The sequence below is a fragment of the Streptomyces cirratus genome (assembly GCF_014650775.1).
Lineage (GTDB): Bacteria > Actinomycetota > Actinomycetes > Streptomycetales > Streptomycetaceae > Streptomyces > Streptomyces cirratus.
In genome coordinates, this window is record NZ_BMVP01000004.1 from 590,182 (window position 1) to 602,371 (window position 12,190).

Below are 12,190 nucleotides of genomic sequence, written 5' to 3' on the forward strand. Positions count from 1 at the left end.
CCTTGGCAACGACGGAAAGCCGTCCCGCGTCGGCGCCCCCGCGGGACGCGGGCTCGACCGCCGCAGCGGACGTGCCCGCCCGCCGGATATCGCCCCAGGCGCGCGGCATGCTGGCGCTGGCGGCGACCGTGGCGATCTGGGCCGCCTTCGCGCTCAGCGCGCGGGCCCTGAGCGCCTCCTCCCTGCTGCCCGCGGACGCGGCGCTGCTGCGTTTCGGCGTACCCGTCGTGGTGCTGGCGCCCGCGCTCTGGCGCCGCCGCCGCGGCATCGCCGCCGTCCGGCCGGCCACCGCGGCGAAGATCATCTGTGGCGCCGGGGTCCCGTTCTTCCTCGCGGCGATGTACGGCGGGTCCCTGACTTCGGCCGCGTTCGTGGGCTCCCTGATACCCGGGATGGTCCCGCTGTTCGTCTCCGCGCTCATGGCCGCGGGCGGGCGCGGTGCGCCGCGCGGCACGCAGGCGGCGGGGCTCGCCCTGATCGCGGCGGGGGTCCTCGCCCTCGTGTGGCGCTACGTGGTTCCGGTGGACACCGGCGTGCTGGCGGGAGCCGGCGTGCTGCTGCTGGCCAGCGGACTGTGGGCGCTGTACACGGTGGGGCTCAAGGAGGTCGCCCTCGATCCGGTCGGGTCGATCGGGCTGCTGTGCGTGCCGTCGTTCGCGCTGATGGCGCTGCTGGTGCTGACCGGAGTGCTGCCCACCGGTCTGGCCTCGGCGGCGGCCGCCGACGTCGCCCTTTTCCTGGTGGTGCAGGGGCTCGGGGTCGGGCTGTGCGCGGGCCTGCTCTACGCGTTCGCGATCCGGCGCCTGGGCGCCGAGCGCAGCTCCGTGTTCGGGAGCCTCAGCCCGGTCGCCGTGGTGCTGCTCGCCGTTCCCCTGCTGCACGAGTCGCCGACGCCGAGCGTGCTGGTCGGCGTGCCCGTGATCACCGCCGGCGTGGTGCTCGCCAACCGGCGCCGGGCCGCCGGCGCCACCGCCACCGCCACTGTCCCCACCGCCACCGCTGACCGAAAGGTGCCGTAGATGCTCGAGCTGCTCCTCCCGCCGCCCGTCGACCCCCTGTGGGACCTGACCGAGGCGTTCGGGGCCGACACGCGGCCCGAGCGGCTGAACCTCGTCCTCGGCGTGTACCGCGACGAGAGCGGCGCCACGCCGGTCATGGCGGCCGTCCGCGAAGCCGAGATACGCCTGGCGGAACGTTCCGCCTCGAAGGAGTACCGCGGCCTCTCCGGCAATCTCGCCTTCAACCGCGCGATGCTGTCGATGGTCCTCGGCCCGGACGGCCCGGACGGCCCGGCCGAGCGGGCCGTGGCGGTCCAGACCGTGGCCGGGAGTGGTGCCCTGCGCCTGCTGGCCGACCTGATCTGCCGGACCCGGCCGGGCACGACGGTGTGGATCAGCGACCCCGCCTACGTCAACCACCGGCCCATCATGGAGGCGGCGGGCCTGACGGTGCGCACGTACCGCTGGCTGGACCAGGAGGGCATGCTGCAGGACCTGGCCGGGGCGCGCCGGGACGACGTGGTGCTCCTCCAGGGCTGCTGCCACAACCCGACCGGGGTCGACCCGGCGCCCGACGCCTGGGAGGCGCTGGCGGAGATGGCCGTGCGCGACGGCTGGGTGCCGTTCGTCGACCTGGCCTACCACGGGCTCGGCGACGGCCTCGACGCGGACCTGGCGGCGACGCGGATGCTGGCGCAGCGGGTGCCGGAGGTGCTCCTCGCCATCAGCTGCTCGAAGAACTTCGGCCTCTACAGCGACCGCACCGGCTGCGCCGTCGTCATCGGGGCGTCCCGGGCGTCGCTGCGGCACGCGGAGACGGCCCTGCAGAACGCGGCCCGCACCCAGTACTCGATGCCGCCGGAGCACGGGGCGGCGGTCGTGACGGCCGTCTGGGAGGATGCCGGGCTCCAGGCTTCCTGGCGGGCGGAGCTGGACGCCATGCGCCACCGGATCTCGGCCAACCGTACGGCCCTGGTGGAGCAGCTGGCCGCGCTCGGGCGAGGCGCGGAGGCGGACGTGCTGGCGCGGCAGAAGGGGATGTTCTCGATGCTGCCGCTGTCGCCCGAGCAGATGCTCCGGCTGCGCGGGCGGTTCGCCGTCTACGGGACGACCGCGGGCCGGGTGAACATCGCGGGGATCGGGCTCGACCGGATTCCGTGCCTCGCACGGGGCATCGCGGGGGTGCTGGAGGAGCGGGTGCCGGCGCTGGTCCGGTAGCGCCGGAGGAGGCCCTCCCTCCTTCGGCCGTCATCCCACCGGGTGCGCAGCGGATGCCTCCCGGCGCTCGGCGGGCCAGGCTGCGGTGACGGGCAAGCCATCACCGCACAGACGAGGACCGAGCCATGTCCCACCTCCGGCGTATCGGCGTCATCACCGGGGCGGCGCTGCTGCTCACGGCCACGGCCACGGCCTGCTCGGCCGGCAGGACCACTGTCGGCAGCCTCAGCTTCCGCGCCCAGGACGGCCCGGTGGAGGTCACCTATTTGAACACCCCCGTCCAGGGCTGCCACAGGATCGGTCTCCCGCGCGGGGCCGCGCACGTGGACAACAACACCCTGGTCGACGTCATCCTGTACCGGACGCCGGAGTGCCAGAAGACGGACAAGGCCGGCGGGGTCTACGTTCCGACGTCCACCTCGGACGTGACCGCCCCCGGCAGCCTGCCGTGGCGCAGTTTCAGCGTCGTCCACTGACCGGCCGCGGTGGCGGTACGCGGAAGGGCCCGCCCTGGCCGGGCGGGCCCTTCCGGTAAGCCGTCTGCGGTCAGACCGCCGGGGCCGGGTAGGTCGGGTACTCCACCCCGGAGACGTGCTGGACGACGCGGATGACCTGGCAGGAGTAGCCGAACTCGTTGTCGTACCAGAGGTACAGGATCGCGTTGTCGCCGTCGACCTTCGTCGCGCCCGCGTCGACGATCGAGGAGTGGCGCGAGCCGACGAAGTCCATGGAGACGGCGTCCGGCGCGGTCGTGAAGTCGATCTGGCGCTTCAGCGGCGAGTGCAGCGAAACGTCACGGAGGTAGTCGAGGACCTCTTCGCGGGTGGTCTCGCGGCCCAGGCGCAGGCTGAGGATGGCGATCGAGACGTCCGGGACGGGGACGCGGATCGAGCTGCCGGTGATCGGCGCCTTGAGGTCGGGCAGCGCCTTGGCGACGGCGGAGGCCGCACCGGTCTCGGTGATCACCATGTTCAGCGGCGCGGAACGGCCGCGGCGGTCGGCCTTGTGGTAGTTGTCCAGCAGGTTCTGGTCGTTCGTGAACGAGTGGACGGTCTCCACGTGGCCGCGCAGCACGCCGTACTCGTCGTCCATCGCCTTGAGCGGCGGGACGATCGCGTTGGTGGTGCAGGAGGCGCAGGACAGGATCTGCTCGTCCGGCTTGATCGTGTCGTGGTTGACGCCGTGCACGATGTTCGGGACGTCGCCCTTGCCCGGGGCGGTCAGGACGACCTTGTCGATACCGGGGCGCAGGTGCTTGGACAGCCCCTCGCGGTCGCGCCACTTACCGGTGTTGTCGATGAGGATGGCGTCCTTGATGCCGTACGCCGTGTAGTCGACCTCGGACGGGTCGTTGGCGTAGATCACCTTGATGGTGTTGCCGTTGGCGACGATCGTGCTGTTCGCCTCGTCCACGGTGATGGTGCCCTGGAACTGGCCGTGGATGGAGTCGCGGCGCAGCAGCGAGGCGCGCTTGACGAGGTCCTGCTCACCGCCGCCGCGGACGACGATGGCGCGCAGCCGCAGGCCGTTGCCGGAGCCGGCCTTCTCGATGAGCAGGCGGGCGACGAGGCGGCCGATGCGGCCGAAGCCGTAGAGGACGACGTCGCGCCCCGCGCCGCGCTCGATCTTGTTGGCGCCGGTGGCACCGGCGACGGCCTCGGCGGTGAACGCCTCCACCGACAGGCCGCGGTCGTCGGCCTTGTAGTTGGCGGCGAGCATGCCGATGTCGATCTGGGAGGGGCCGAGATCCAGCGCGGAAAGGGCCTGGAGGAACGGCAGCGTCTCGGTGACCGAGAGCTCCTCGCCGTCGATCTGCCGGGCGAAGCGGTGGGTCTTGAGGATGCTGACCACCGACTTGTTCACCAAGGAGCGGCTGTGGAGGAGGACGGTGACGTCCAGCTCCCGGTGCAGCTTCCCGATGATCGGGATCATCGACTCCGCGATTTCCTCGCGGTTCTTCCAGTGGGTGAACGAGTCGTCGTTGACAGTCACAGGTTTATCTTTCGAGCTAGGCGGCGCTCAGATGCTAACCCACCACCCGTTCGGGCCTTCGAACGGCCCCCTCCCTCAGCGGGGAGGGCCGGCGTAGTAGCGACGGCAGGCGCGGAGCATGCCCTCGGCGGAGAGGGTGAACACGTCCACGAATTCCCGCTGCTGGGGGGCGAGGCGGCCCATCGCCACCACGCAGTCCCCGTCGGCGACGATCCGGGTGATGTGGTGGCGGGCCCCGAGTGCGGGGCGCTCCAGTTCGGCGACACCGAGCAGGCCCGCGTGCAGGAGCGAGCCGTAGCCGTCGAGGTCGCCCGAGTCGAGGTAGTGGTAGGCCAGACGCACGTGGTCGACTCCGGAGTCGGTGACCACGGGGCTCGGCGGAACCCGCCCGGCGTGCCGACTGTTCATCTGGGAAGTCCTTTCGACCTGCCGCACCCCGTCCGGGCGGCGGCAAGTACACCGTGCGCCGGGTCCGCAACCCGGGGCTATCGCCGCCCTATCACCGCGCCCGCCGGCCCGGCCGCGCGCATCGCGGGAGCCGCACGGGACGGGCGGCGGTGCGTGAGCGGCACCTCACCCTCGGTTTACGATCACGCAATCTCCACACCATGGACAACCGTAGAGGTGTTCGGGGAGACTGACCCTCCCGCTCCACCGTTCCTCTGGCATTTCCCCAGCTGGGAGACTCATGTCCGTTTCGCCCGGCGGCGCTGCCGACACCCTGGATGCGGTGGTTTTCCGGATCCTCGGCCCTTTACAGGTGGCCGGTCGGCTCGGGCCGGTGCGGATACCGCCGGGGCGGCAGGAAGTCATCCTCGCCGCGCTGCTGCTGGAGACGAACCGGGTGGTCAGCACCGACTACCTGGTGGACCTGATCTGGGACGACGAGCCGCCGGACACGGCACGCACCCAGGTGCAGATCTGCGTGTCGCGGCTGCGCAAACTCTTCTCCAAGGCCGCGATCGCCGCCGCCATCACCACCCGGCCGCCCGGCTACGTCCTCAAGACCGAAGGCGACCTGGTGGACTCGGCGGTCTTCGCGCGCCGCGTCTCGGACGCACGGATCCTGAGCCGCCAGGGGGCGATGGCCGAGGCGGCCGAACTCCTGCGACTGGCTGGTGAGTTGTGGCAGGGCGACTGTCTGAGCGGGGTGTCGAGCGAGACGCTGCGCAGCAAGGCGCTGCAACTGGACGAGGAACGGCTGACGGCGGCCGAGACCCGGATCGACTTGGAACTGGCCCTGGGCCGGCACCACCAGCTGGTAGGCGAGATCCAGCTGCTGGTACGGGTGCACCCGCTGCGGGAGCGCCTGCGCGGGCAGTTGATGCTGGCGCTGTACCGCTCGGGACGCCAGGCGGAGGCCCTGGAGAGCTACCGGGTGGGGCGCGAGCTGCTGGTGGAGGAACTCGGGCTGGAGCCGGGGGCGGAGCTGCGCCGCCTGGAGTCCGCGATCCTGTCGGGCGAGGTCCCGCCGGTCTTGCCGGCCGGGACGGGCGGCGGGTACGGGTCCGCACCCGCGGGTCGCAGCGCGGCCGGTGGCGGCGACGGTGGGCGTGCGACCGCCTCCGGGGCGGCGACCGGCCGCTCCGGGGCGCAGGCGCAGGGCGGCGAGGCGACGCACGACGTCGCCTCCGGCGGCCCGGCCGTCGGCTCCGGTACGGCGGCTTACGACTCCGGTACGGCGGCCGGCGGCTTAGGGGCGTCCGACGCCGGCTCCGGTACGGCGGCCGGCGGCTTCGGGGCGCCGGCCGGCGGCGGGGAGAGACCCGACGGCCGCGCTTCCGCTCCCGTCGCCGGCGCACCGGCCGGCGGGTCCCCGTACCGCGAGGAAGTCCCCCGGCAACTGCCTGCCGACACCTCGGACTTCGTGGGCGACGAGGAACAGATCGTCCACATCGAGCAGACCCTGCTGGGCGGGGGCGGCCACCGCGCGGTCGGCCTGGCCGTCATCGTCGGCAAGCCCGGCACCGGCAAGTCCACACTGGCCACCCACATCGCGCACCGCCTCAGCGAAACCGGCTTCCCCGACGGGCAGTTGTACTGCGACCTGCGCGGCACCGGCACCCCGGCAACCTCCACCGAGGTCCTCGGCCGGTTCCTGCGGGCACTCGGCATCCCCGGGCCGGTGATCCCCGACTCGCAGGACGAGCGGGCCGAGATGTACCGGACCCTGCTCGCCTCGCGCCGCGTCCTGGTCGTGCTCGACGACGCCGCGTCCGAGAGCCAGATCCGGCCGCTGCTGCCCGGCAGCAACCGGTGCGCCGTACTCGTCACCAGCCGGGTCCGGCTCACCGGCCTGCCCGGCGCCCACCGCGTCGAGCTGGACGTGATGAGCACCGGCCACGCCCTGGAACTGCTGGCCCGCGTCATCGGCGCCGACCGCGTGCGGTGTGAAGAGGTGGCGGCCGAGGCACTGGTGCGGACCGTCGGCGGGCTGCCGCTCGCGTTGCGGATCGTAGCGGCGCGGCTGGCGGCGCGCCCGCACTGGACGCTGGCGTCGATGGTGCACCGGCTCGCCAACGAGCGGCACCGCCTGGACGAGCTCACCCACGGCGAGATGACGATGCGCGCCAGCCTCTGCCTGACCCATGACGGGCTGGCTCAGGAAGACCGCCGACTGCTGCGACTGCTGAGCCTGGCGAAGGGGCCGACGCTGCCCGGCTGGCTGGCCGGCGCCCTGCTGGACGACCGCCGCCCCTTCCCCTCCGACCTGCTGGAGCCACTGGTCGACGTACAGATGCTGGACGTCGTCGGCGTCGAGTCCACGGGCGGGTTCCGCTACCGCTTCCACGAGATCATCCGGGTCTTCGCGCGCGAGCAGCTCGCGGCGCACGACGAACCGGCGGCCCAGTCGCAGGCCCTCGCCAGGATGCTGGGCGGGTGGATGTCCTTGGCCGAGCAGGCCCACCGGCGCATCTACGGCGGCGACTTCACCGTCCTGCACGGCAGCGCGCCCCGCTGGGAGCCGCCGCAGAGCTGCGTGGACGAACTGCTGGTGGACCCGCTGGAGTGGCTCGACAGCGAGCAGGCGAATCTCGTCCAGGCCGTCGAGCACGCGGCCGAGCACGAGATGCACGAGCTGTGCTGGGACCTGGCGACGACCCTGACGACCCTGTTCGAGGGACGCGGCTACTTCGACGAGTGGGAACGCACGCATGGGCTCGCCCTGGCGGCGGTCCGGTCGGCCGGCAACACGCGGGGCACGGCGGCCCTGCTCAGCTCGCTCGGCGTGCTGTACCTCGGCCGCAGTCAGCTGGCGGAGTCCCACACCTCGCTGACCACGGCGCTCGGGCTGTTCCGGGAACTGGACGACCGCCAGGGGCTGGCCCTGTGCCACCGCGACCTCGCGCTGTTGGAGCGGATGCGGGGCGACGAGGAGTCGGCCCTGACACTGTACGACCGGGCGCTGCGGGATTTCGACCGAGTCGGCGACGTGGTGGGCCGGGCCATCGTGCTGACGCAGAGCGCGCACATCTGGATGCGGCGAGGACAGGCGGCGACCGCCCAGAGCCGGCTGGACGAGGCCCTCGGGATCTACCGCTCGGTGGGCTACACGGGCGGTCAGGCCCGGACCCTTCGCCGGGCGGGGCAATTGCAGCAGGCCCAGGGTGAACACGAGGGCGCGGTGCGGACGTTCACCGAGGTGCTGGAGCTGTGCCGGGACAGCGGGGACGTGATCGGCGAGGGCCATCTGCTGCGGGACCTGGGTGCCGCGCACGCCGAGATGGGCCGGGGCGAGGCCGCGCGGGGCTTCTACGCCCAGGCGCTGTCGGTGCGGGAGCAGATCATGGACCAGGGAGGGGCCGCGGTCATCCGGCTGGACCTGGCCCGGCTGCTGGCGGCGAGCGGCGGGGCCGGCGAGCGATCGCGCTCGCGGGAACTGCTGGAGAGTGCCGTACGGGCCTTCCGGGAGCGGCGGATGCAGTCCGAACTCGCCGAGGCCGAGCGGATGCTGGGCACCCACGCGGTCGTGCTGCGCGCACCGGCGACGGAGACCGTCGCCGGGGTCTGACGACCGCTTGCGTGGCGGGGCCGGTCAGTCCCACGGGTTGGTCTTGCCGGTCGCGGTGGGCGACGGCGTGGCCTGGGGGGCGGTGACACCGGTCGTAGCGGCGGGGGCGGTGTCGGCCTGGGCCACCTGGGTGCCGAGGGCGGCGGCTCCGGCGAGGGCGGCGGTCACCAGGGCGGCGCGGAGGGCGTGGGCGAGGGTCATGTCGGTGTCCTTTCGTCGGTGCGCTCCGGCTGTCCGGGGCGCCTCGTTCTTTCTGGACACCAACGTAGGAACAGCGGGAATCCCCGGACCGGCCCCGCTCCTATCGCCGCGTTATCACGGCTCGCTCGGGCGACGCTCGGATCTCGCCGGCGGGATACCGGAGGCGATAGCGGCGGTCGCACGGTGGGCGGGGCCGTCGGCATCGGGATGCCTGGGTGATAGCGCGCTGCCGACGATGGGAACAGGAACCGGGCCGCGTCCGCTCAGGCCCCGCCGTTCCCCCACCGTCTTCGCCGGGAGCGCACATGACCACCGCGCAGTTGCACGTATTGCCCCTGACCAGAGCCACGCAGCCCACGCCGGCGACATCCGGAGCCACGCCGGTGGTGCCCGCAGCCGCACCGGTGTCGCCCGAGTCCTCGCAGGTGGGCGCCCTGATACGAGGGCACCGGCTGCGGATCGGGCTCACCCAGCGGGAACTGGCCGACCTGTCCACGATCAGCGTGCGGGCCATCCGCGACCTGGAGCAGGGCAAGGCGCGACGGCCCCGGCCCGACACGGTGCGGCTGATGGCCGACGCCCTGCGGCTGGGCTCGCGGGCCCGGTCGGCGCTGGAGGCAGCGGCCCAGCAGGGCCGGGCGAGCGGTCACGGCCTGGCCGAACCGCCGGCCCCGCCGACCGCGCTGCACGCGGTGGTGGGCCGCGAGGCGGAAATCTCGGTACTCACAGGCGAGTTGGGCTCCGGATCGGAGCGGCTGGTGCACGTGGTGGGGCTGACCGGGATGGGCAAGACCCGGCTGGCGCTCGAAGTCGCCGACCGGCTGCACGCCACCGGGGTGCCGGTGCTGTGGCACGCCTTCCAGGGCGCGAGCGCCGACCACCTCGGCCCGGACGAGGGCCCGTGGTCGGCGCGGGTGGCGGCTGTGGCATCGGCCCTGTACCCGACGGCACCCGGAGGGACGGCGGGTGAGGGCGGGGACGCGATGGCCCTCCTTGCCGAACTGCTCGGCGACCAGCCGGCGTTGCTGGTGCTGGACGGGGCGCCGGCCGGGCCGCCGGGGTTCGAGCGGCTGACCGGACTGCTGCGCTCCTGCCCGGGGCTGCGCCTGCTCGTCACCTCCGACCAGCCGTGGCGGGTACCGGGCGAGCGGATCTTCCTGCTGTCCCCGCTGGAGATACCGGCCGAGGACGCCGCCGATACCGCCCTGGAGAACGCCGCCGACGACATCGCCGCTCCGGCCTCCGTACAGGTCTTCCTGGGGCATCTGCGCCGGGTGAGGCCGGAGTTCGTTCCCGGGCCGGTCGACCTGCGGTTCGCGGCGCGGGTGTGCCGCGGCCTCGACGGGCATCCGGGGGCGCTGGCCGCAGCGGCGTCCTGGCTGGTGGTGTGCGACCTGCCCGCGCTGTGCGACGGCCTCGACGCGAACCCCACGGCGCTGCTCGACCACCTCGGCGGGGGCGAGGGGGCGGAGGACTTCCGCAGGGCGCTGCGCCTGCGGCTCGGTCGGCTGCCCGAGGACGCGTCCACGCTGCTGGACGCCCTGTGCGACCACCCTGCGGCGGGGTTCGAGCTCACCGATGTCACCGCGCTGACCGGGCGGAGCCTGCCCGAGTGCGGGCGGATGCTGCGAGAACTGCTGCTGGCCGGCGCGGTCCGGGCGACCCACGAGGGCGGCGGCTCCCGGTTCCGCGTACTCGCTCTGGTGCGCGCCGTGTGCCGGGGGCGGGCCGTGACTGCCGCCCGGGCGTGAACTGCTTCCGGAGTGCCGGAGCAACTGCCGCCGGGGCCGCTGGCCCGCGGGTTGGATGACGTACAGCCGCAAGGACGGCCGGGCCCCCGCGAAACGCGGCCGCCCGGCCCGCCCACCCCTCCCATCACGCCGCAGAAACGATTCCGAGGAGCCCTCGCATGTCCCCCAACGCGTCCCCACAGGGCACCGCGCACCGGCCGGCCGCTGTGCGGCTGCCCCTGTCGGCGGCGCAGCGCGACATCTGGATGGCCGACGGCCTCGACACGTCGGGCTGCCGCTACAACATCGGGGAGTACCGGGAGATCCTGGGCGCACTCGATCCCGGGCTCTTCGCCCGCTGCTGGTACCAACTGGCGCGTGAAGCAGACGTGTTGCGCATCAGGGGTACGGGCTCGGACGAGGACGGCGGCCTGTGGCAGGAGCTGTGGGCGGAGCCGGGTGAGCGGGAACTGCAAGTGCTCGACCTCAGTGGCGAGGAGGACCCGGCCGCGGCGGCGCGCGCCTGGATGCGGACCGAACTGGCGCGGCCGTTCGACCTGACGGCGGGCTGGCTGACCCGGCACGTGCTGATCAGGGCGGGTACGGGTGCGGCCGGCGAGGAGCGGTGGTTCTACTTCCACGCCTTCCACCACCTGGCGATCGACGGCATGGGCGTGGCGCTGCTCGACCAGCGCCTGGTGGAGCTGTACGAGCAGGCGTCGGCGGACGAGCCGTGGGGGCCGAGCCCCTTCGGGACGCTGGCCGACGTGCTGGCGGAGGACGACGCCTACCGCGCCTCCCCCGAGGGGGCCGAGGACCGCGCGCACTGGGCGGCTCACCTCGCCGACCTGCCGCCCACCCCCCGCCTCGCGGAGGGGCGGACCGGTCGTCCGGCCGCCGGTGAACTGCCCTTCGTCCGGCGGACGGTGGTGCTGGAGCCGGTGCGGGCGGAGCGGTTGAAGGAAGTCGCCCGTGCGCACCGCACGCCGTGGACGATGCTGATGATCACGCTCGTGGCGGCCTACGTGCACCGGGTCAGCGGAAGCCCCGAGCTGGCACTGGGCCTCCCGGTGACCGGCCGCCGCACCGAACTCGCCCGCCGCACCCCGGGCATGCTGTCGAACGTCGTACCGCTGCGGCTCCGGGTCGATGCGGACGCGACTTCGGCCGGGCTGCTGGCCGCGGTGGTCGCCGAGACGCGCCAGGGCCTGCGGCACCAGCGGACGCGGTACGAGGACGTCTGCCGCGACCTGGGTCTGGCGGAGACCGAGCGGCGGATCACGGCGCCGCTGGTCAACATCATGGCGTTCACGCCCGGCATGCGGTTCTGCGGGTTTCCCACCACACAGCACAACTTGAGCAACGGGCCGGTGGAGGACCTGGCGGTCGGCGTGTACGACCTCGGGCCGGAGGGCGGACTGCGCGTCGACTTCGACGCGGCGCCCGAGGTGTGTGACATCGCGGCGGTCGCGAGCCACCAGGACCGGTTCGTCCGGTTCGCCGAACAGGTCCTCGATCACTTCGAACTCCCGCTGTCCGGAGTTCGGTTGCTTGGTCCGGACGAGCGGCGGCAGGTGCTGGAGGAGTGGACGGGGGCCCGCCGGGAGGTCGGCCGGCTGACGCTGACGGACCGCTTCGAGGAGCAGGCCCGGCTCCGCCCCGGGGCGCGGGCGGTCGTCTTCGAGGGGCGGGAACTGTCCTACGGGGAGCTGAACGAGCGCGCCAACCGGCTCGCCCGGCACCTCACCGAAGCCGGACTGGGCCGTGGTGACCTCGCCGGGATCCTGCTGGACCGCGGCATCGACTTCGCCATCGCCCTGCTCGCCGTCGTCAAGACCGGCGCCGGCTACGCACTGCTGGACCCCGAGTTCCCCGACGGGCGCCTGGCCGGTACGGCAGCCGATGCGGGGCTCCGGCTGCTGGTGACCGACGGACGTCACCGGGCCAGGGTGACCGGGCCTTGGCGAACGGTGATCGTCGACGCGGAACGGGAGCTGATCGCGGACCGCGACCCGGCCGATCTCGGCATCGAGCTGTCG

At 73.2% G+C, this 12,190-nt stretch carries 9 protein-coding genes; 6 read left to right on the forward strand and 3 right to left on the reverse strand.

What is annotated here, in order from left to right; translation table 11 throughout:
- The first annotated feature begins 2 nt into the window (after positions 1-2).
- The 3 genes from IE207_RS15260 (at position 3) to IE207_RS15270 (ending at position 2,692) form a co-directional block, all read left to right on the forward strand.
- A complete protein-coding gene (locus IE207_RS15260; RefSeq protein WP_229873739.1) occupies positions 3-1,019 on the forward strand; it encodes a DMT family transporter in 1,017 nt (338 codons plus the stop codon).
- Positions 1,020-2,216, forward strand: a complete 1,197-nt coding sequence (locus IE207_RS15265) for an aromatic amino acid transaminase (RefSeq protein WP_190184686.1) — start codon at positions 1,020-1,022, stop codon at positions 2,214-2,216. It abuts the gene before it with no gap.
- A 125-nt stretch (positions 2,217-2,341) separates the two neighbouring features.
- A complete protein-coding gene (locus IE207_RS15270) occupies positions 2,342-2,692 on the forward strand; it encodes a hypothetical protein (protein WP_190184687.1) in 351 nt (116 codons plus the stop codon).
- 70 nt (positions 2,693-2,762) lie between these two features.
- Here the strand turns inward: IE207_RS15270 and IE207_RS15275 are convergent, their stop codons facing one another.
- Positions 2,763-4,208 carry a glyceraldehyde-3-phosphate dehydrogenase gene (locus IE207_RS15275; RefSeq protein WP_190184688.1) on the reverse strand — a complete coding sequence of 482 codons (1,446 nt, stop codon included), beginning with the start codon at positions 4,206-4,208 and terminating at the stop codon, positions 2,763-2,765.
- A 75-nt stretch (positions 4,209-4,283) separates the two neighbouring features.
- A complete protein-coding gene (locus IE207_RS15280; protein WP_190184689.1) occupies positions 4,284-4,616 on the reverse strand; it encodes a nuclear transport factor 2 family protein in 333 nt (110 codons plus the stop codon).
- A 280-nt stretch (positions 4,617-4,896) separates the two neighbouring features.
- On the opposite strand from IE207_RS15280, the gene IE207_RS15285 reads away from it, so the two are divergent.
- Complete coding sequence (locus IE207_RS15285) at positions 4,897-8,220, forward strand: AfsR/SARP family transcriptional regulator (protein WP_190184690.1); 3,324 nt, start codon at positions 4,897-4,899, stop codon at positions 8,218-8,220.
- A 24-nt stretch (positions 8,221-8,244) separates the two neighbouring features.
- On the opposite strand, the gene IE207_RS33775 is transcribed toward IE207_RS15285, so the two are convergent.
- Positions 8,245-8,421 carry a hypothetical protein gene (locus IE207_RS33775; RefSeq protein WP_190184691.1) on the reverse strand — a complete coding sequence of 59 codons (177 nt, stop codon included), beginning with the start codon at positions 8,419-8,421 and terminating at the stop codon, positions 8,245-8,247.
- 305 nt (positions 8,422-8,726) lie between these two features.
- Between IE207_RS33775 and IE207_RS15295 the strand changes: the two genes are divergently transcribed.
- Together IE207_RS15295 and IE207_RS15300 are read left to right on the forward strand one after the other, a co-directional pair.
- Positions 8,727-10,172: a helix-turn-helix domain-containing protein gene (locus IE207_RS15295; protein ID WP_190184692.1), complete on the forward strand. Its 1,446-nt coding sequence runs from the start codon at positions 8,727-8,729 to the stop codon at positions 10,170-10,172.
- A 158-nt stretch (positions 10,173-10,330) separates the two neighbouring features.
- Positions 10,331-12,190, forward strand: a 1,860-nt coding sequence (locus IE207_RS15300; protein WP_190184693.1) for a condensation domain-containing protein, incomplete at its 3' end; no start/stop codon positions are given.

Coding starts and splice junctions, on each gene's coding strand:
- IE207_RS15270 (WP_190184687.1), top strand. CDS start 2,342: ATGTCCCACCTCCGGCGTATCGGCGTCATCACCGGGGCGGCGCTGCTG.
- IE207_RS33775 (WP_190184691.1), bottom strand. CDS start 8,421: ATGACCCTCGCCCACGCCCTCCGCGCCGCCCTGGTGACCGCCGCCCTC.
- IE207_RS15285 (WP_190184690.1), top strand. CDS start 4,897: ATGTCCGTTTCGCCCGGCGGCGCTGCCGACACCCTGGATGCGGTGGTT.
- IE207_RS15280 (WP_190184689.1), bottom strand. CDS start 4,616: ATGAACAGTCGGCACGCCGGGCGGGTTCCGCCGAGCCCCGTGGTCACC.
- IE207_RS15295 (WP_190184692.1), top strand. CDS start 8,727: ATGACCACCGCGCAGTTGCACGTATTGCCCCTGACCAGAGCCACGCAG.
- IE207_RS15265 (WP_190184686.1), top strand. CDS start 1,020: ATGCTCGAGCTGCTCCTCCCGCCGCCCGTCGACCCCCTGTGGGACCTG.